Annotated in this window: 21 protein-coding genes; 9 read left to right on the top strand and 12 right to left on the bottom strand. The window is 53.9% G+C overall.

The annotated features are described in order from the left end of the window. Nucleotides 1-3: 3 nt before the first annotated feature. The 7 genes from NM686_RS21165 to NM686_RS21135 all read right to left on the bottom strand — a co-directional run bounded on the left by NM686_RS21165 (nucleotide 4) and on the right by NM686_RS21135 (nucleotide 7,452). Nucleotides 4-1,626 carry a cytochrome P450 gene (locus NM686_RS21165; RefSeq protein WP_255189788.1) on the bottom strand — a complete coding sequence of 541 codons (1,623 nt, stop codon included), beginning with the start codon at nucleotides 1,624-1,626 and terminating at the stop codon, nucleotides 4-6. Nucleotides 1,627-1,706: 80 nt separating this feature from the next. After that, nucleotides 1,707-3,278, bottom strand: a complete 1,572-nt coding sequence (locus NM686_RS21160) for an FAD-binding oxidoreductase (protein WP_255189787.1) — start codon at nucleotides 3,276-3,278, stop codon at nucleotides 1,707-1,709. A 48-nt stretch (nucleotides 3,279-3,326) separates the two neighbouring features. After that, the gene (gene thyA, locus NM686_RS21155) at nucleotides 3,327-4,181 is read right to left on the bottom strand and encodes a thymidylate synthase (RefSeq protein WP_255189786.1); all 855 of its coding nucleotides are present in this window, start codon (nucleotides 4,179-4,181) and stop codon (nucleotides 3,327-3,329) included. Nucleotides 4,182-4,222: 41 nt separating this feature from the next. Beyond that, on the bottom strand, nucleotides 4,223-4,777 hold the full coding sequence (locus NM686_RS21150) for a DUF2058 domain-containing protein (protein ID WP_255189785.1): 555 nt from the start codon (nucleotides 4,775-4,777) through the stop codon (nucleotides 4,223-4,225). 4 nt (nucleotides 4,778-4,781) lie between these two features. Further along, nucleotides 4,782-5,375, bottom strand: a complete 594-nt coding sequence (locus NM686_RS21145) for a Uma2 family endonuclease (RefSeq protein WP_255189784.1) — start codon at nucleotides 5,373-5,375, stop codon at nucleotides 4,782-4,784. Between the two features lie 16 nt (nucleotides 5,376-5,391). Beyond that, a complete protein-coding gene (locus tag NM686_RS21140) occupies nucleotides 5,392-6,603 on the bottom strand; it encodes a hypothetical protein (protein ID WP_255189783.1) in 1,212 nt (403 codons plus the stop codon). Between the two features lie 3 nt (nucleotides 6,604-6,606). Further along, nucleotides 6,607-7,452 carry an outer membrane protein assembly factor BamD gene (locus NM686_RS21135; RefSeq protein WP_255189782.1) on the bottom strand — a complete coding sequence of 282 codons (846 nt, stop codon included), beginning with the start codon at nucleotides 7,450-7,452 and terminating at the stop codon, nucleotides 6,607-6,609. Between the two features lie 84 nt (nucleotides 7,453-7,536). Between NM686_RS21135 and rluD the strand changes: the two genes are divergently transcribed. The 4 genes from rluD (at nucleotide 7,537) to NM686_RS21115 (ending at nucleotide 10,517) form a co-directional block, all read left to right on the top strand. Then, a complete protein-coding gene (gene rluD, locus NM686_RS21130) occupies nucleotides 7,537-8,487 on the top strand; it encodes a 23S rRNA pseudouridine(1911/1915/1917) synthase RluD (RefSeq protein ID WP_255189781.1) in 951 nt (316 codons plus the stop codon). Then, the gene (pgeF, locus tag NM686_RS21125) at nucleotides 8,468-9,193 is read left to right on the top strand and encodes a peptidoglycan editing factor PgeF (protein WP_255189780.1); all 726 of its coding nucleotides are present in this window, start codon (nucleotides 8,468-8,470) and stop codon (nucleotides 9,191-9,193) included. Before rluD ends, pgeF begins: the two co-directional genes overlap by 20 nt. Nucleotides 9,194-9,195: 2 nt before the next feature. Then, the gene (locus tag NM686_RS21120; protein ID WP_269022055.1) at nucleotides 9,196-10,053 is read left to right on the top strand and encodes a ZIP family metal transporter; all 858 of its coding nucleotides are present in this window, start codon (nucleotides 9,196-9,198) and stop codon (nucleotides 10,051-10,053) included. Nucleotides 10,054-10,271: 218 nt separating this feature from the next. Next, on the top strand, nucleotides 10,272-10,517 hold the full coding sequence (locus NM686_RS21115) for an EexN family lipoprotein (RefSeq protein ID WP_255189779.1): 246 nt from the start codon (nucleotides 10,272-10,274) through the stop codon (nucleotides 10,515-10,517). 268 nt (nucleotides 10,518-10,785) lie between these two features. Here the strand turns inward: NM686_RS21115 and mpl are convergent, their stop codons facing one another. Together mpl and NM686_RS21105 are read right to left on the bottom strand one after the other, a co-directional pair. Beyond that, nucleotides 10,786-12,159: a UDP-N-acetylmuramate:L-alanyl-gamma-D-glutamyl-meso-diaminopimelate ligase gene (gene mpl, locus NM686_RS21110; protein ID WP_255189778.1), complete on the bottom strand. Its 1,374-nt coding sequence runs from the start codon at nucleotides 12,157-12,159 to the stop codon at nucleotides 10,786-10,788. 9 nt (nucleotides 12,160-12,168) lie between these two features. Beyond that, nucleotides 12,169-12,696 carry an ankyrin repeat domain-containing protein gene (locus NM686_RS21105; RefSeq protein ID WP_255189777.1) on the bottom strand — a complete coding sequence of 176 codons (528 nt, stop codon included), beginning with the start codon at nucleotides 12,694-12,696 and terminating at the stop codon, nucleotides 12,169-12,171. 65 nt (nucleotides 12,697-12,761) lie between these two features. On the opposite strand from NM686_RS21105, the gene apaG reads away from it, so the two are divergent. The 4 genes from apaG to NM686_RS21085 all read left to right on the top strand — a co-directional run bounded on the left by apaG (nucleotide 12,762) and on the right by NM686_RS21085 (nucleotide 15,466). Continuing rightward, on the top strand, nucleotides 12,762-13,139 hold the full coding sequence (apaG, locus tag NM686_RS21100) for a Co2+/Mg2+ efflux protein ApaG (protein ID WP_255189776.1): 378 nt from the start codon (nucleotides 12,762-12,764) through the stop codon (nucleotides 13,137-13,139). Further along, nucleotides 13,139-13,969, top strand: coding sequence for a symmetrical bis(5'-nucleosyl)-tetraphosphatase (locus tag NM686_RS21095; RefSeq protein ID WP_255189775.1), 831 nt, complete (start codon nucleotides 13,139-13,141; stop codon nucleotides 13,967-13,969). The genes apaG and NM686_RS21095 overlap by 1 nt, the downstream gene beginning before the upstream one ends. A gap of 357 nt (nucleotides 13,970-14,326) precedes the next feature. Beyond that, the gene (locus tag NM686_RS21090) at nucleotides 14,327-14,734 is read left to right on the top strand and encodes an exosortase system-associated protein, TIGR04073 family (RefSeq protein ID WP_255189774.1); all 408 of its coding nucleotides are present in this window, start codon (nucleotides 14,327-14,329) and stop codon (nucleotides 14,732-14,734) included. Between the two features lie 36 nt (nucleotides 14,735-14,770). Further along, nucleotides 14,771-15,466: an OmpA family protein gene (locus NM686_RS21085; protein WP_255189773.1), complete on the top strand. Its 696-nt coding sequence runs from the start codon at nucleotides 14,771-14,773 to the stop codon at nucleotides 15,464-15,466. A gap of 71 nt (nucleotides 15,467-15,537) precedes the next feature. On the opposite strand, the gene NM686_RS21080 is transcribed toward NM686_RS21085, so the two are convergent. Then, nucleotides 15,538-15,729, bottom strand: coding sequence for a hypothetical protein (locus tag NM686_RS21080; protein WP_255189772.1), 192 nt, complete (start codon nucleotides 15,727-15,729; stop codon nucleotides 15,538-15,540). A 125-nt stretch (nucleotides 15,730-15,854) separates the two neighbouring features. Here NM686_RS21080 and fae point away from each other — a divergent pair, with 125 nt between their 5' ends. Further along, complete coding sequence (fae, locus tag NM686_RS21075) at nucleotides 15,855-16,406, top strand: formaldehyde-activating enzyme (protein ID WP_255189771.1); 552 nt, start codon at nucleotides 15,855-15,857, stop codon at nucleotides 16,404-16,406. A 17-nt stretch (nucleotides 16,407-16,423) separates the two neighbouring features. Here the strand turns inward: fae and NM686_RS21070 are convergent, their stop codons facing one another. Continuing rightward, entirely contained in the window at nucleotides 16,424-18,091 is a 1,668-nt protein-coding gene (locus NM686_RS21070) for a BatD family protein (protein WP_255189770.1), read from the bottom strand. 71 nt (nucleotides 18,092-18,162) lie between these two features. Beyond that, the gene (locus NM686_RS21065; RefSeq protein WP_255189769.1) at nucleotides 18,163-19,602 is read right to left on the bottom strand and encodes a TolC family protein; all 1,440 of its coding nucleotides are present in this window, start codon (nucleotides 19,600-19,602) and stop codon (nucleotides 18,163-18,165) included. Nucleotide 19,603 lies beyond the last annotated feature (1 nt).

Raw genomic sequence — 19,603 nt, 5'->3', positions numbered from 1 at the left:
TTTTTAATTCAGATCAATTTTGATTGCCTTGCTCGGGCAATATTTTTCGGCTTGCCTGGCTTTGGCCAGCAAATCCAGGGGCGGATTTTCTTGTAACACGGTCAAGTTACCGGCAGCGTCCACTTTGAACAACTCGGGGGCTTCCGCCATACAGGTGGCATGGCCCTGGCACAGCTCCCTATCGATGATGATCCGAAAACCGGGGCCTGCGTGCGCGGTTTCCTGGCTATCATTGCGTAGTGACTCGCCAGCACTTTCTTCAATGGCGACGCGCTTGAGGTAACGTACGCGGCAAGGAGAGACTGGCTGCACCACCATCTGGGTGAAGTCGTCCTGATAATTATCCGCAGCGTCGATCAGCTCGAAGGTATAGCGGCGTAGCAGGATGCTGAAAATGGCTTTGAGTTGCAACATCGCAAAGGCATTGCCACTGCATTTGTGTTTGCCGCCGCCGAACGCAATCCAGCTGAAGGGCTTGGCATCTTCCTGGCGCGTATCCGAATAGCGATCCGGGTCGAACTTTTCCGGCTCCGGGAAAACCTCGGCGATGCGATGCGATACGCGCGGGGAGGCGCACACGTATTTTCCGGCCTTGACAGTGTAATCCTTGAAGTGAAAATCCTGCATCACCTTGCGAATCAGGAATATCAAGGGCGGATGCAGGCGCAGCACTTCCTTGATCACATTTTCCAGTAGCGGGATTTCGCGCAAGGCTTGAAAGGTGACTTCGCCGTCGACGCCGAACTGCGCGTCCAATTCAGCCAGAACCGCGTGCATGTATTCAGGCCTCCGGGCCAATTCCAGCAGGGTCCAGGCGGCTGTGCCCGCCGTGGTGTGATGCCCGGCGAAGATGGTGCCGATCAACATGCCGGTGATTTCATGGGGCGTTAAACGGCTGCCGTCGTCATATTGGGCATCTATCAGCATTTGAAAGGCGTCTTCGCTTTTTTCCGCTTTCTGCGCCCTTTTGGCAATGATGCCGGTGACCAATGCCTGCAGTCTGGCCCGGGCCTTGTCGCGGCGGCGAAACACCGGCAGGGGCAAATAGGGAAACACGAAAGCCAGCGGATTCACGCCTTTTTCAAGATCATGATAAATTTTGGCAAATTCTTCGTTCAATTCGTAACGGAATTCATCGCCCAGCAGGCAGTGGCTGGAGGTGTAAATGGTGAGTTCTTTCATGAACTCCAGCAAATCGATTTCGCCGGTCTCACCCCAGTCGGCAATCATCTGTTCGACTTCCTGCACGATCACTTGGGCATAGCCCCGCATCGGCTTGTCACGCAACACCGGCATCAGCATTTTTAATTGCTGGTCTTTTTTATGCGGCGGCGCATCGAATACCACGCCCTTGCCGAAAATGGGCGTCATGATCTTGTAGGCCTGGCTTTGATCCAATTGAGCGTCGGGTGCGCGAAAAAAAGCCTCATTCGCTTCGGGGCCGGTCAGCAAGACCATTTTTTGATGAAACATGCGAAATTCGCCGATTTCGCCCAGCGAATTTCTAAGCTTCGTCATGTAGGCAAAAGGATTTTTGCCGAATTCGAGCATGTGCCCCAATAGCGGCCACGCGCCAGGCATTTTGGGTGGTTCTTTGTGCGCTGAAACGGTGTTTTCGGTGTTCATCGTAGTCTTACTCGATCTTGGTAATTTGCAGAACCCGACCCCTATGGGCCAAATGTTTCTATGTTCATGCCCAGCAGTATTCAACCCGCCTTTTCCAGCTTCCGCATCTCGACCGGGGAGCAGCGGCCTTTTGTAGAAACCTTGTCATATACCTCATCGAAGGCTTGCCGGCAATAGGGCAGTCTTTCCCGTAACAGGTCGTAATTTGTATGATCGAACATGGTCCTGAAGTCCTCTCTGGACATGAAAGTCCTCGCGTACAAGGCCTGGTAACCCGAATGTTCGATGACGAATTTTTCCAGCGCTGGAAGGGCGACGGCATTATCGAATCCAGCCTTGGCCGGCGTACCGTAGGCGCCAATGTCCACATACAGCTCGTCCATTGTGCCTTCTTTGCTGATGAATGGGTGAACGAAACCGTGCCTTCCGCCATTATCCTTGATCGCCATCGGGGAAAGCCATAGGGGATAGAGCTGGAAATGCTCGTCGAAATACGCCAGGGACTTTTTCAGATAGCGGATAGGCACCAGCATATCCTGCACCACATGAAACTTTTCCCGCAGCCGCCGGGTGGTCTCGGTTTCGGTGTATTTCAACAATTCGATGCGTGGTGGCAAGGCCCAGCCCAGTAAGGCCCTGAAAAGCGGATGATTACCGAAAGAAATGATTTCTTCCATGGCCCAAAAGTAACCGCGGGTATGCCGGTGGAAATAATGCCGTACCGGCAGATATTCGACGCCCTCTTTTCTTTGCGCCAGGTAGGTTTGGACATGCTTGTAAAACCAGGGTTTATACCAGCGGCCTATGGCATTCAAAGCCCCATCAGACGCCACGCCATCGACAAAGAGGCCGGTCATGATGACGGCCTGGTCGCGGCCATAAACCAGCCCTTCCACGAAATCATGGTTTTCGGTATCGCGGGATGCCTGCTCGAACAGGTCGACCATGTCATCCAGGCTGTAGACCGGTTGATAATGAATCCGCACGTATTTTTTCACCGGTATGATTTTCAATTCGGCGGCGACCAGAAAGCCCAAGGTGCCATGGCTCCATGGGATCTGGTAGAACAAATCGGCATTTTCCGAAGGGCTGCACGTTAACTGCTTGCCTTCCGCCGTGACGATGTCAAAAGACAGGCAGATATTTTGAAACAGGCCGTATTTATGGCTGCTGGTCTCCACCCCAAATCCCATGATCAAGCCGCCAACCGTCAAGCTATCCAGCTCGGGCACCACGGGCAGGGTCCAGCCGCGGGAGATCAGATCGCGCGAAATCTGGCCCATGGTCGCCAAGGGCTCCACACGGACGATTTGCCGCCGTTCGTCGATTTCGAGGATGTCGTAAAGGCCGACATCGATCTTGCGATGAGAAAGCTTGTATTTGGGGACCAGCTCGCTCATGGTTTTCCAGCCCGATCTTGCGGTACATAGCTTTTGTTGCGCGCCTTGACTTTTCCAGTCCTCGATTTGCCTTATGACGGCTGCTACCCTGGTCTCGTGCTTGCTGGGCGCGCTGTTCAGGCGAAAAGCCAGCCAATTGCGCAAGCCGGCGTACAGGCCATAGATTGCTGAAATAGGCAGCAGGAAAACGGTGGCGAATAGGCCGCGATAATGCGTCAGTATGTGTTCGAATATTTGCTCAAATTTTGTCATGGTAAGGCGCGTGAATAATTGGCGTGTAACAAGCATTACCTGCCAGTCTCAAACCGAAATCGGCGCTTTGATGGCGGGATGGCTCTGGTAGTTTTCCATCTCGAAATCGTCGTATCGGTAGTCGAAAATCGAGGCGGGTTTGCGTCTGATGCGCAGGCGCGGCATGGGGAAAGGTTCTCGGCCAAGTTGCAACTTGGCCTGTTCGACATGGTTCAGATACAAATGTACGTCGCCACCGGTCCAGATGAAATCGCCCACCTCGAGATCGCATTGCTGGGCCAACATATGGGTCAACAAGGCGTAGCTGGCGATATTGAAGGGTAGCCCCAGAAACGTGTCGCAGCTGCGCTGGTACAACTGGCACGAAAGCTTGCCAGCTTTGCCAGGGCTGGTCGCCGGCGCGACGTAAAACTGAAACAGGGCATGACAGGCCGCCAGGGCCATTTTGCCGTTGGCGACATTGGTTTGCGGCGATTGCGACTCGTCAGGCAGATCCGCCACATTCCAGGCCGAAACCAACATGCGGCGGCTATTCGGCGTGTGTTTGATTTGCTCGACGACTTGCGCAATCTGATCGATGCTTTCGCCGTTGCCGGTCGGCCAATTGCGCCATTGCGCGCCATAGATAGGGCCAAGTTCGCCGTTTGCGTCGGCCCATTCGTCCCAAATCGTCACTCCGTTTTGTTTTAGGTAAGCGATGTTGGTATCGCCTTGCAAAAACCACAGTAGCTCATGGATGATGGATTTCAGGTGAACTTTTTTGGTGGTCACCAGCGGAAAACCGTCGGCCAGATTGAAGCGCATCTGATGGCCGAAAATCGACAAGGTGCCGCTACCCGTGCGGTCGCCTTTTTGCTGACCTTGTTCGAGTAGTGTTTTTAATAAATCCAAATATTGCTGCATGGCTGGCAAAGGCTAGGTGGAGAAGCGCGAACGAGGGGGCATCACCACATCAAATCGTCGGGAATCTGATAGGCCGCGTAGGGATCGTCGGACACGGCGATGTCTTGTGTTGGCTGATTCAGCACGATGACGCTATGCACGTCACGACCTTGAATTTTGCGGGCAATTTCCGCCGGGACGATTTCATAGCCGGACGCCAGATGGATGATGCCGGCGCGGCCGTTGATCAAGGCTTCGCGCGCCTTGTCGTTGACATAAACGGTTTTGACCTTGTTGTCGTGGTTGAACTGATAGGCCAGGCCGTTGGCATCCTGCGCGATGCGATTGAGCTCGGTGATTTGCTTGATTTGCGCGGCCAGGGCTTTTTGTTCTTCAGCCAGTTTGCGCTGCCGGTTCAGTTCCCGGTCGCGCTCGGCTTGTAGTTGGCGCGCCTGCTCGGCACTGAGCTTCACCTCATCGACGATGTCGACACCGTTATTGCGTTTCAGTTTGTCCTGTTTGCGCTTCTCCGTCTTGGCTTCCCTGGCCTTGGCTTCGCTGGCCAGGCCGGATTTCAACAACTGCGCTTGCAAAGGATTGAGTTGATTTTTTTTCATGGTATCAGAGGTCGTCATCACGCAAATAAGGCGCCAGTTCGTTCCAGTCTATCGTCACGCCGGGCAGAACAGCCACCGGCGTCTGTTCCTCCAGCGGGTAAATATCGGGTTTGCCGAATTCGCCATTAATTAGACGGTAAATGGTCAAAATCCGGTCGGTTGGATGCACCAGCCAGTATTCCAAAACGCCATGACGTTCATAAATCCGGCGCTTTTCGATTTGATCCTTGCCGGCGGTGGACGGTGACAGCACCTCCACCACCCAATCCGGCGCGCCGCGCACCCCACGCCGGTCGAGCTTGCCGACATCGCACACCACGAATACGTCGGGTTGCACGACGACATCGGTATTTTCGTCGGCTTCGGCAGGCGATGGCAGGCGGACGTCGACCGGCGCGATGAAGGCGCGGCACGATTTGCCTCGTAGCGCCAGTTTAGCCTGCGTGAATATCTCGCCAGCCACGTCCTGATGCGCCAATAACGGTGCCGGCGTCATCAGGTAGATTTTGCCGTCGATCAATTCACAACGAAAATCGTCCGGCCAGGTCAGGTAATCGCGGTAGGTGTAATGCTTGTCTTGTTCCAGTGCAAAGCCCATGTCTGTATCCTGAAAATCAGCGTCCGAGCAGTTTACCACTCGCATGCCTTTGCCACCACGACAAGGGTTTGGTCAGCGGCGTGGGGCAGGTGTCGTAGCCCCGGTATTCGATGCCGCGGAATACCTCCTGGCGCAACCATTGATAGGCTGCCGGCGCGCTTTGTTGCAGACGCTCCGGAATCAGGATGTATTGCGCGACCAGCTCGGCCAGTTTTTCCTGCGTATTGCCATCGTAGCGGCCATCGTTGATCTCCGGCAAATATTCGAAGGCCTCGAACCACTTTGACGGCCACAACGCCAACTTGGCCTCGGCGATGATTTTCATGATCTGTTCGTCGTTGGAAATCTTGTGGTACTTATAGAAAAAGTACAGATCGTCCTCGCCGTTCCAGAAATGAAAATTGTCTATGGTATGGGCGATTTCATGCACGACGATGGGCAGACGAAAATCCACCAGATATTGGACGCCAATGTCGCGGTAAACCCCGCCTTCTTTGCCTTTATCGAATTCCTTCACCGTGAACACGATCAGATTTTGTCCACTGAATACCTGGGCAACGGTTTGCGAGCGAAAGCCTATGCCGGGCGTAAAGGTCAAAGGATGGGTATGATCCTGCCAGATGCTGGTGTTGTAATCTTCCTGATAGGCGTCGCGGATCAATTCCTGCATCGCGGTCGGCTTGCCGGCGATTTCCTGATCCAGATTTTCGACCGGTTTGGCCTTGCTGATGTTTTGCCGTAAAAAGGCCGGAATCTTGCGGATGGCTTTTTCGAATGCGCGAATATGATCGGCCTCGAAGCGTTTTACCTGATAGCGGTAATCCTCGCTGTGCTTGATCACGGTCCGAGTGTCGTAAAAAAGCGCCAGCGTTCGCCAAGCCGCATCCTTGTCGCCCCAGTATTTTTCCAGGATGCACAAGTCTACCGAGGCCTTATCCGCGCAGTCTTCCCGATAATCGGCCAAGTCAGCCAGGTGTTCGGCGGCTTTGTGATCGGTTAGCACCGCGACGGCTTGCTGGCGCAGGTTGGGATGGCCTTGCTCGTAAAAACGGATTATGCCGGCCAGTTGCTCGCTGGGCAGGAATTGTTGCTCACTGGTCGCGCAGAGTAGCTCGTTGCCTTGTGATAGCGTGAAAAAGCGGTTTTGAAACAGTGGCTCCTGCGCGCCGACCATTACCGGGAAGCTCAACAGCACGCTTGCCGCTGGAAAAACGAGTAATCGAGTCAAGCCTTATTTGTCCATGCCCATCGCATCCCAGGTTTCTTCCATGAGGGTTTTTTCCTTGTAATCGGCCACGGGTATGCCATTGGGATAATTCAACTTGAATACGCGTTCGGCATCGGCCGCCAGATCGTCCATGCCCAATTGGCTATAAGCTTCCTGCATGATTTGCAATGCATGGGGTACCGCCGGCGTGCGTTGGTATTCCTTGATGATATGGTTGGCGCGATTGACAGCGGCGACATAAGCCTTGCGGCGCATGTAAAAATCGGCGACATGAACTTCATACATCGCCATATTGTTGCGCAAAGCCACCATCCTCAAGCGGGCATCGGGCACGTATTTGCTTTGCGGGAAGCGTTGAATCAATTCCTGAAAATTGTCGTAGGCATCCTTGGCATTGCCGGGATCACGCTGTGACGCGTCGGTCGGCAGGAATCGATCCAGAAAGCCGATGCCGCGGTTATAGTTGACCAGACCTTTTAAATAATAGGCATAATCCACGTTCGGGTTTCTGGGGTTGACCTTGATGAAGCGATCGGCCGCCGCCAAGGCCGCTTCGGGATCGTCGTTTTTGTAGTACGCGTATGCCACGTTGAGTTGCGCCTGCGCCGCATAGTCACCGAACGGGTAGCGGGCCTCCAGCGCTTCATAGAGCTTGATGGCTTTGGGGTAGTTTTTGTCGTCCAGGGCAGCCTTCGCCTCTTGATGAAACTTGGCATCGTTCCAGCCGACGTACTCGTCTTCCTTGGCCGAGTTGTCTTCCTTGCTGGTGAAGGCGTTCAGGGCTTCGCAACCCGGCAAGATCCAAACTAAACTGGCGATAAAAACGGTTTTTACTAAAAGTAATCGCATGGAAAAGACAACACGTTGTAATATTGCGGGTTTTTTGCGGCCAAAGGCAATGCCCAAGGCCGCGAGTATAACTTAAAAACGACTATGACGATATTAACGGCAAGGGTTCCCGATGAATTGGCGGGCATGCGCCTGGATCAGTGTCTGGCGGAGATGTTTCCCGACTATTCCCGCAGCAAACTGCAAACCTGGATCAAGGCCGGCCGGGTGCTGGTCGACGGCGAACCGATGAAAGGTCGCGATAAACTGGACGGCGGCGAGGAAATCGAACTGGATGCCGAAGCCGAACAGGTGGTGGAATATGATGCGGAAGATATCCCGCTGGACATCGTTTACGAAGACGATGCTTTGTTGATCGTCAACAAGCCGGCTGGGCTGGTCGTACATCCTGCGGTCGGCAACTGGACCGGCACCTTGGTCAATGCGCTGCTGAATCATGCGCCCAGCCTGGATACTTTGCCGCGCGCCGGTATCGTGCATCGCATCGACAAGGACACCAGTGGCCTTTTGATGGTGGCCAAAACCTTGCAGGCCCATAGCAGCCTGATCGAGCAATTGCAGGAACGCACGATCAACCGCGAATACCTGGCGCTGGTGAAGGGCTGGATGACCGCCGGCGGCACCGTCGATGAACCGATAGGAAGACACCCTGTCGATCGCAAGCGTAACGCGGTGCGGCGCGACGGCAAGGAGGCGGTCACGCATTACCGTTTGGAACAACGCTTCAAACGCCATACCTTGATTCGAGTCAAGCTGGAAACGGGTCGCACCCATCAGATTCGGGTGCACATGGCGCATATTCATTATCCCTTGGTTGGCGACCAGGTCTACGGCGGCCGATTTCAAATGCCGGCCGATTGCACTCCGGCATTGGCCGAAGCCTTGCGTAATTTCAAGCGCCAGGCCCTGCATGCCGCAAAACTGGGCCTGGATCACCCGGAAACCGGCGAATATTGCGAATGGGAACAGCCGATGCCCGAGGACATGCAAAACCTGATCCAGTTGCTGGCAGAAAATGAACTGGATCAAGCCTGATTGGCCGCTGCCGCCGCATGTGCATGCGGCAACCACCCTGCGTGGCGGCGGTGTCAGTACGGGATCTTACGCCAGCCTGAATCCGGCCGCTCACGTCGACGACATTGCCGAGCACGTAACGGTCAACCGGCAAATCATCCGCGACATGCTGCAACTGCCGGCGGAACCGGTTTGGTTGCAACAGGTGCATGGCACCCGTGTCGTCAAAGCCGATCAGGTTGATAAATTGGAAGAAGCGGATGCCAGCTACACCGATCAGGTCGCCACGGTCTGCGCGGTGCTGACGGCGGATTGCCTGCCAGTGCTATTTTGCGGCGATGGCGGTGACGTGATTGGTGCGGCTCATGCCGGCTGGCGAGGCTTGCAGGCAGGCGTAATCGCGCAAACCCTGGCGGTTATGAGCTGCCGCGAAATGATGGTTTGGCTGGGGCCTGCGATAGGGCCGGCTCATTTCGAAGTCGGCGACGAGGTGCGTGAGGCTTTCCTCACCACCGAGACCAAGGCGGCCTGCGCATTTAAAGACATTGGTCCGGGCAAATGGCTGGCCGATATTTACCGGCTGGCTCGCTTGCAATTGACGGCGCTGGGTGTCGAGCACATCTACGGCGGCGATTTGTGTACGGTTGCCGATGAGCGGCGTTTTTATTCCTATCGTCGCGACGGCGCCGCTACCGGCCGCATGGCCAGCCTGATCTGGAGAGATTAATCTTGAGTGTGTTGTTATTGATCGTAATTTTTACCGCGATTGGCGGGATTCTCAGTGTCATGGCGGCTGGCGCGTTTTTGTTGCTGCCGGAACAGCATAGGCAACAGGTGTTACCGCACGGTATCAGCTTTGCGATTGGGGCGTTATTGACCGGCGCATTTTGCGGGCTGATTCCGCATGCGTTTGAAGATGTGGCTGCGGATGAAATCCCTATGCTGTCGTCGACGATATTGGCCGGTATTCTGCTGTTCTTTATCCTGGAGAAATTGCTGGTCTGGCGGCATTGCCATTCCCACGCCTGCGAGGCGCACGGGGAAGATTCGCATGACGATCAGCATGATCACAAGACTCATAACGACCATGGCCGCCGAGTGGCGGGGATGTTCATCATTCTGGGCGATAGCATCCATAATTTTGTCGACGGCGTCTTGATCGGCGCGGCGTTTTTGACCGATGTCCAGCTTGGCATCGTTACCAGTCTGGCGGTGGCCGCGCACGAAATTCCCCAGGAGGTCGGCGATTTCGCGATATTGCTGCATAGTGGCTATACGCGCGTAAAAGCCTTGCTGTACAACGTACTGGCCAGTCTGGCGACGGTGATTGGCGGCATGCTGGCCTATTTCAGCCTGGGCGATTTGCATCATATCCTGCCCTATTTTCTGACGCTTGCCGCCTCCAGTTTTATTTACATTGCGGTTGCGGATTTGATTCCCTCTTTGCATCACAAGACCGATCTGAAAACCTCGCTGCAGCAGATTAGCTTCATCTTGGCAGGGGTGTTGCTGATTCTAGCGATGCAAAATATCGCGCATCGTTTCGAAGGCAAGCTTGAAAACCACGCGGCCCAAACGCGGGCCTGAGGCAGAATTTACGTTAATCAGCTACGCATCCCGCTAAAGGGGTACTGAGTTGGCGATGGCTCTTTGTGGTTAGTGCTGAAAATCAGGTGACAATTTGCCGCGCGGCAATAGACCGCATTTTGCCGCGGAATGTAATTGATTAGACTTCTCCCAGCCCTCGACCCTGTCCGATGAGGGCGTTTCCACCCAAAAACCGTTCTTTTATAGGGAGATAAATCATGCAAAAAAACATTATTCTTGTTACTGCGTCTGCAATGATATTGGTTTTGAGTGCGTTCAAGGTCATTAGCGCCGAAGAACCGCGCGAGGAAGATCAGGCAAAATCCATAGCCTGGTATGTGGCCCATGTCAGAGAAGCGCGCGCAATGAATCAGCAATGTCATGACAATCCCGGCATGCAGTCCAGTCTGGAATGCCGAAATGCCTTGCATGCCCTGGAAATCAGTTTCAAAGGAGGCAACTGATCCTGGCTTGCAGTGTTTGCAGTCGGGCTTTCTGTGAATCATCCGTGGCGAATTTCGATCTGCGGAGATCATGAGATCGCACCTGCCGTTGAATGCGAGAGTTTGCATGTTGCTTTATCGCGACAGTTTGTCACAGTGTGACAATTGGTCACATTTTCAAAGGCATAAGGCAACGGTAAACTAATCGCAACTCAAGTATTGTTATGCGCAACTGAGTTGCTTTACCCTTCTTCTCCAAGCGGCCGATGGCCGCTTTTTTTTGGCCTCTTCAATTCAACTCGGCTTTCAAGCGCTGATAAATCCCGCCGAAACTGCCGTTGCTCATCAGCAGGACATGGCAAACGCCGCCCGCTTCGGCCTTGATGGTATCGATGATGGCTTCCAAGTCGCTGCGGATCTGAATGTTGTCGGCGTGCTGGAGTAATTGGCTCAAATCCCACCCCAGATTTTCCGGTTGATAAATGATCGCCTGATTCGCTTCGGCCAGCGACTTTGCCAACGACTCGGTATGCACACCCAAACGCATGGTGTTGGAACGTGGCTCGACGATGGCGAGTATCTTGTCGTTGCCCACTTGTTTGCGCAAACCGTCCAGCGTGGTCTTGATCGCGGTCGGATGATGGGCAAAATCATCATAGACCGTGATACCGTCTTTACGCACGATCACTTCCATGCGGCGTTTGACGTTTTGAAACCGTTTTAAAGCCAGCATCGCGTCCGCGGCCGCGATGCCGATATGACGGGCCGCGGCAATCGCCGATAAGGCGTTATATACGTTATGTTGCCCGGTCAGCGCCCAATCCACCGTGCCTTGATGCTGGTCGGCAAAATAAACCTCGAAACGACTGCCATCGCTTTGCAACAATTCCGCACGCCAATCGCCTTCGCCAGCTATCGACGTTTTGACGACAGGCGTCCAGCATCCCATTTCCAGCACTTCGGCGACATGCCGTTCGCAGGCAGGCGTGATGATCAGGCCTTCGCCGGGAATCGTGCGCACCAAGTGATGAAATTGCTTTTTGATGGCGTCCAGGTTTTCGAAAATATCGGCGTGATCGTATTCCAGGTTATTCAAAATCGCGGTGCGCGGGCGGTAATGCACGAATTTGGAGCGTTTATCGAAAAAGGCGCAGTCGTATTCGTCGGCTTCGATGACAAAAAAATCCGATTCTCCCAGTCGTGCCGAGATGCCGAAATTCAGGGGAATGCCGCCGATCAGAAAGCCCGGCTTGAAACCATTGAACTCCAAGATCCAGTTTAACATGCTGGTCGTGGTGGTTTTGCCGTGCGTGCCGGCTACGCCCAGCACCCATTTGTTTTGCAGCACATGTTCGGCCAACCATTGCGGGCCGGAGGTATAGCGCAGCCCTCGATTCAGCACCGCCTCGACTTCCGGATTGCCGCGCGACAGCGCATTGCCGATCACGACCAGATCGGGGGTATCATCCAGATTTTCGGCTTTGTAGCCGTTCATCAAGCGGATGCCTTGCTCTTCGAGTTGCGTGCTCATCGGCGGATAGACGTTTTGATCCGAGCCGCTGACGGTGTAACCCAGTTCGCGCGCAATCAGGGCCAGGCCGCCCATGAAGGTGCCGCAGATGCCTAAGATATGGATATGTAATGGTTTTTGCTGTGAGCTCATGGTCATGGTTTAAGGTTTTTCTTCGGCGGGTTTTGCTTCTTCCGGTTTTGCTTCGGTATCCGTGGCGCCTGGTTCTGGTGTTTCTTCCTTGGCGGGCGCTTTGGTTCCCGCTTCTTCCAGTTGCTTGACGATGGCATCGCGCTTAAGTTTCTTGGCTTTGTCGAGCACGCTGGTACCTTGACTATCGGTAGCATTGACATTGGCGCCGGTGGCTATCAACAACTTGACGACATCTTCGTTGCCGAACAGCACGGCATCGGATAAGGCCGTCGAACCTAGTTTATCGGCCATGTTGACATCGGCGCCGTAAACAAGCAGCAATTTGACGATGCGCAGATTACCGTTAAAGCTGGCCGCCATCAGTGGCGTTCTGTCCTGTTCAATCTTGCTGTTGACATCTATGCCTTGCGCAAGCAAAGCCTGGACGCGCTCAAGTTTGCCGGTGGCGGCCGCGGCGAACAGGTCCTTGCCGTCTTCGGCCTGGAGTGGTAATGACAGTGTCAGCCAGACGGCAAACAACAGCCTGCTTATCTTCATGGTAACTTGCGTTTGGGTATCAGTTAGGTTGAAATAGGCCCGTTAGAGCGTTACATAATCCATCAATGAGCGAAAAAAACAAAGTTTTAGTTGAGGCCAAACCCTATTACATCGAAGCCCAATCCTCGCCGGAGCAAAACCGTTTTGTGTTTGCTTACACCATCACCATTACCAACGTCGGCTCGGTGCCGGCCAGGCTATTGACGCGGCATTGGCTGATCACGGATGCCAATGGCAAAGTCCAAGAGGTCAACGGCGAAGGCGTGGTCGGTGAACATCCGCATTTGCATCCGGGCGATTCCTTCCGTTATACCAGCGCGGCAATGATAGAAACACCCGTCGGGGTCATGCAGGGCAAATATCAAATGGTGTCGGATACCGGTGAAAACTTTAGCGCCGCCATTCCCAAGTTTACCTTGTCCATTCCCAGAACGCTGCACTGATGGCGATTTATGCGATTGGTGACATTCAAGGGTGTTACGACGAATTACGCAGACTGCTGGATGTCATAAGCTTCGACCCAGCCCAAGATACGCTCTGGCTGGCCGGCGATTTGGTCAATCGCGGCCCGCATTCCTTGGAAACCTTGCGCTTCATCAAAGGCTTGGGAGACGCAGCGATTAGCGTGTTGGGCAATCACGACCTACATCTGATTGCCACAGTGGTTTCGTTGGCGAAAACCGGCAAAAAGGATACCTTGGGCCCCATTTTGCGCGCAGAAGATCGCGATGAGTTGATCGATTGGCTGCGCAAACAAAGGCTGTTTTATTACAACGAACACTATTGCATGTTGCATGCCGGTCTGCCGCCGCAATGGGACTTTGCCCAAACCAAAGCCATGGCCGAAGAGGTGGAACAGGTCATTGGGGGCGATGATTACGAACTTTTCTTCCGTTCGATGTACGGCAACAAGCCGGTAATCTGGCAGGATGATTTATCTAGGACGGAAAAACTGCGTTTTGCCGTCAACTGCTTTACCCGTTTGCGCTATTGCACGCTGGGCGGCGAACTGGACTTTCACCACAAGGGGCCTCCCGGCAGCCAGCCTGCTCATTTGCTGCCTTGGTTCACGGTCCCAGGCCGCAAAAGCACTGACATGCGTATCATTTTCGGCCATTGGTCGACTCTGGGCTATTACGAAGGAAACAATGTTTATTCGATCGATACCGGCTGCCTGTGGGGCGGGGAACTAACCGCGCTGAAATTGGAGCCAAGGCCGGAAAGGATCGGCATACCCTGCTCATGCGCGCAAAAGCCCGGCGTTGATGACTAAGGATTTCGTCAAAAGGGAAGTCATTTTTGAACGTTTCCAATGGCACAGTGGTTGGGTCGGCATAGCCACGATAGCTTAGTGGCTATGCCGCGGAGCGGGAACTACGCTAAAGCATTAATCCGAGCAGCCCTAAATTTTTGCCAAATTTCAGTACGTAAATGCGGGTTGCTTTGTTTTCGCGCGAATCAGATTTGACAAACTACTCGCTTGAGGCGCATTGTTGGACTTCAGCCTTACCAATACGGCGATTCGGTACTATGCTTGTAGGGTCGAGGTGTAAATGCTATTTACATATTTTTTTCGTGCCAGCCTACGAGGTTTCGGCCGGTACTAAATCTGTAACACAAGGAGCTAATCATGAATAACAATAAACTCTTAGCCGCCTGCGTTCTAACCGGCGCACTAATGACGGCACCCACCGCCCATGCAGAAAGCTATATCACTGGTTTTAGCAACAAGGTGAGCCAGGGCTTTGCGAACATGGCATTTGGTTTTATCGAAATTCCCAAAAACATCATCAATGTTTCCAACGACCACAATATTTTTGTCGGCATGACCTGGGGATTACTGCGTGGCGCGGTACATGGTGTTAGCCGCACGGTAGTCGGCACGGCGGAACTGATCACATCGCCGATTCCAACCAATGAATTTGCAGCGCCAGCCTACATCTGGGATCGCTTCAGTGAGGATAGCCGCTACTTTGGCCTGCATTATCCTGGCTATTGGACCACTTATGGCCCATTGGACGATGGCGACGATGACTAAGCCGGTTTCGACGAATTGAATCACGAGGATAACATCATGAAAAAACAATACATTACCCTGCCGCTAGCGGCTTTGGCCCTCTCCTTGACAGCGTGTACCAATCCAAAAATTGACACATCCGATTTGAAGGCTGAAATCGATGCCTCCAGAGCCGGCCACTACGGTCAAGCCATGCTGCACGAAGAGGTCAGTGAAGAATATCTGGAAGATGCCAATGAAATCCTGGGGCATTTAGAGAAAGACCATTACTGGAACATCAACGAAAAACAAAAAGCGATCGAGGCAGCCAGAGCAGCCGCGCATCATCGTTTGGAATCCGAAAAAGAGATGTGCAAATGGTTAACCGAAGTGCATGCGCAAAACCATCACCATGTCGAAGCGATTCATGAAACCGTAGCCTACTTCAAAACCGGTAGCGCGGTGCCGTTTAAAGTCGAGGAAAAATCCATCGATAGAATCGGCCGCTGGCTGGAATCGCATCCCGATGCGACCGCAGCCGTCACTGCATCCACCGATACCGTTGGCAAGCCTGCGGCAAATCAGGCATTGTCTGAAAAAAGGGCCAATGCGGTTAGCCAGCACTTGATAGCGCATGGCGCGCGGCCGAACCAATTGACCGTCAAAGCCGTTGGCGAAGCGGCAGGTCCGGACAATACGCCGAATCAGAATCATCGCGTCGCGATTGTCATCACCGCGCACCCTGACTACATCGATTGTCCTAACGTAAAATAAGGCCCTCCAGCCTCCCCGCCAAGCGGTCGCTTGGCGGGTTTCCTTTTTAAAACTCGCGGATTTCCCGTCCCCTACATATCGTCCATCTGTTTTCGCCGCGCTTCGGCGTTATCCAAAAGCTGTCGTTCGACGTCTTTGGCTTTGTCCAGCGGTTGCTGTACCGCGTCCACAACGGCTTTCTGGTTATTTTTCTGGTCTTCGGTTGCTGAAGAGCACGCGGTTAGCACAGGCGCCAGCATCAACGCATGTATCAAGGTTCTCATCGTTTTCTCCTGAAAAGATAAAGACGAAATAGTGTTTGCAAACCTTGGCATGCATCGGCTATTGCTGCCGCTTGGATAGTCGGCATAGAATGCAGGCTTTATTCAATCCGCGATAGGAGTGTTCGATGTCAGATTCATATTGGTTCAGAACCGGCGAAGCCACCGTATTTTCCAGCGAAGGTCAAGGTACCGATGCAATGCCGGAAATCCTGATCGGCGATGTCAAAGGGCCGGCTGGCATCGCCTTTGCCAACCTGATGGGGCAAACCGCAGGCCATACCCGGATGTTCGCGATTCGCGCCTGCAATCAACAGGTGCGGCCCGCGACCATCATGGTGCCGAAGGTTACGATCAAGTCCTCGGCTTATGTCAACCTGCTGGGCGGACCGGTGCAATCCGCCGTGGCGGATGCGGTGATCGATAGCGTCGCCGACGGTGTGATTCCACGTTTGCAAGCCAATGAGCTGTGCATCATCGCGATGCTGTGGATAGATCCTTCTTGCGCCACCAACCCGAATCTGGATCGCAAGGATTTGTATCGCACCAACTATGAAGCGATGAAACTGGCGATACAACGCGCAATGACCAATTCGCCCAGCATCGATGAACTGATCGCCAATCGTTACACCATCACGCACGAAATGTATGACCCGGAAACCGGCGAGTCGCAGTGGTAATCCGAGGACGATGGTTCTTACAGTCGGAACAGTGGTTGTAAGCCATCATCATGGCTTGAGTGGTCTTTTTGCCTGTAGTCAGCTTGATTGAAAGCTTGCCACAAGGTTTGTCCCTGCCAATTCCCTGGATTGGCAGCATACAAATGCTGATTCAACGCCAGGATTTCGTTCTTTAGCGGTTCGCCGCACTGCTGGGCAATCGCCGTTAGATTGTCGGCTGAAATCTGGCGCTTGCCCCAATTCAGCAAGGCTTGCTTGGCGGCCTGCGGGTCATTGTTTTTACAGGCCTGTTTCAAGGCCTTGCCATCGTCCGTTTGCGCCGTTTTAGCGGCTACCCGTGTTTCGGCGGGTAGCCGTTGCCGCCGCGCATGCCACCAAACCAGCGTCGACAGCCAGCCTAAAGCCAAAAATGCCGACAAGCCCTGCCAAAAAACGGTTTGATCGGCTGCGGCTGGCGGCAAGGCCTCGGACTGGTTGCGAGGTTGCGTCGACGTGTCTGCAAGGGCTGGCTGGCTGGCATTACCGGCTGCGGGCAAGGCTTTGATCGTCACTTCGGGTAAATGGGCGATTTCGGTTTTTTGCGTAAGGGTGTTAAACCAGGCAATCGTCAGGGCCGGCAATGTGTATGCACCGGCTTTGCTGGGGATGTAGGCGATTTTCTCTTCGCGCACAGCCATTAAGCCGTCGCCTTGCTTGTCTTCGTTCAACAGCGGCTGGTCGGGATAGGTTTTGATGCCGTCGATGGCCAACTGGCCGGCCAATTCTGGCAGTTGGCCAACCGTTGCGCCTTTTGCGCTCAGGCGGAGCGTGCGCGTCAAAGGTTCGCCCACCTTGGTTTGCAGACCATTGTCCGACCAGCTTTCGCTCAGTTCCAAGGACTCCGCGCTCAGCCAGACCGGGTCTTGATACTCTTGCGGTATCGGTTGCACATTCAAGGTGATGGCTTTGGACGATATCCGGCGAGTTTCGGTGATTTGGCGGTTGAAAAAACCATTGAAGCGCGGACGCTGGGCGGCCACGACTTCAGCCGTCAGCGTCAGTGGAGCAATCGTGAAGACACCACTTTGCTGCGGAAAAATCGCGTATTTGCGTTCGGTGACCCAATAATTCATGCCATTCACTTGGGTGCTGTAAGTGCTGTCTTCGCCCAGCTTTTCGACCACCGCATCCTTGATTTCCGGCTCGTTTAGACTAGCCTGGGTGATCTGCACGCGGCGATATAATTTCAGAGTGTACAGCACCTGCGATTGCACATAAGGATTTTCCGGGCTGGCTTGTACCTCCAGGAATACCTCCTCACTACTGCTGGCGGTTGCGGGCGCGTCGGTCACCCTCAGTTTGATGGGTTGGCTGGTATCGGCGCCGAACGCGATCGGCGGAATCAGCAATTCGCCGGCTTGCTTGGCCATCACGTTGAGCGTCCATTGTTCGGTGCGGCTGTTTTTACCGTTGATCCAGGACACGTTGCTGCTGCGTTGTTGATTCAATATTTCGAAATTTTCCCGTAGCGGCGAAAAATCCGGGCTGTCGTCCGGTTGTTCGCTGGCGCTGAAGGTGATTTGGAACGATTCGCTCAGATTGACCGGGTTGCGGTCGACGCTGACCTGAATCTCGGTCGCCCATGCCGGCCACGCCAGCCAATAACCGCAGACAAAAAGCAATAACCAAACAGTACGCAAATTCATGAACGTAGCCAAAGACCTAAACTGAGCGAAAGTTTATCAAATCCAGCTGTCACCGCGCAGGGCCTTGGTCATTATTTCCAGCCGCCGCCCAAGGCTTTATAGAGGCTGATTCTGGCGATACGCTGTTGCTTGGTGACATCGATCAACTCCCGATTGGACTGCAACGCGCTTTGCTGGGCAATCAGCACCTCCAGATAGGTTGCCCTGGCGGCCTTGTACAGCTCGTTGGAGACATCGACCGACTGCTTCAAGGCGTCGCTCTGTTGTTTTTTCAACGTGCTGGTTTCCCGCAGATTCTTGATGTTGCTGAGTTGATTGGCGACTTCGACATAGGCGTTCAAAATGGTTTTTTGATAGTTGTACATCGCGCTCAATTGGTTGGCCTTGGCGGTATTGAACTGCGCTTCGAGGGCCTTCATGTTGATGATGGGCGCGATCATCTGACCAAAAACCGAATAGGCAATCGAGGCTGGCGTCGTGAACAAGAACTCCGGATTGAAGGCCTGAAAGCCAAAGGTCGCCGAGATGTTCACATTCGGATAAAAAGCCGCCTTGGCCGCTTTCAAATCGAATTGGCTGGCTTCGATTTGCAGTTCCGCCGCACGCACGTCCGGACGGTTTTCCAGCAACTGCGACGGCACGCCGGCCGACAGTTCGTGCGCTTTCTCGGAAAAAAAGATCTGTGTTGATCGCTCGATCGGTTGCGGGTAACGGCCCAATAGGTAATTGATCTGATTTTCGGTTTCGGCGATTTTTTGCAGGGTGTTTTTTTCCGAGACTTGGGTATTCAACAATTCCGCCTGAAATTGCTGCACCGCCAATTCATTGGCCCGGCCTGCTTCTTTTTGCAGTTTGATGACGTCCAGGGCTTCCTGCTCCTTGGCGATGGTGCGTCTGATGATCTCCAGTTCATGGTCCAGCGCCAGCAATTCGCTGTAATAAACCGCGACGTCGGCCACCAGATTGGAAATCACCAAATTGGCGGCATCGATGCTGGACAGATAGGTCGCGGCGGCCGAGTTGCGCTGGCTTTTCAATTTGCCCCAGACATCGATTTCCCAGGACGATTGCAGGCCGACGAACATATCGGTCAGATGTTCCGGCACAATCTGGCCGGGCGTGATTTCGGTGGATGCATTACCGGCCCCATCCATCGTGTAGAGGCCAAACTTTTGCACGCCGCCGCCGATGTTCAAATTCACCTTAGGCAACATCGCGGCATTGGCCAGTTTGACGCTGGCCCTGGACGTTTCGATGCGTTGCAGGGCGATCTGCAGATCGTGGTTATTGGCGACCGCCTTATCGATCAGCGCCAGCAGGTTGGGATCGGCGAAATACTCGCGCCAGTCGATCTGGGTGACCGGGGCATTTTCTGGTTTATCCTGGTGATCCTGAAAACTGGCCGGCATAGGCAGGTCGGGTATGGCTAAATCGGTGTTCAGATTGCTGCAGCCATTGCCGGCCAAGGCTAGCAAGCAAACAGCATACGGATAATAGTATCTCGGCTTCATC

The sequence above is a fragment of the Methylomonas rapida genome (genome assembly GCF_024360925.2).
GTDB classification, from domain to species: domain Bacteria; phylum Pseudomonadota; class Gammaproteobacteria; order Methylococcales; family Methylomonadaceae; genus Methylomonas; species Methylomonas rapida.
Note: the sequence above shows the minus strand (reverse complement) of the source record. Positions and strands in the feature narration are given on the sequence as shown.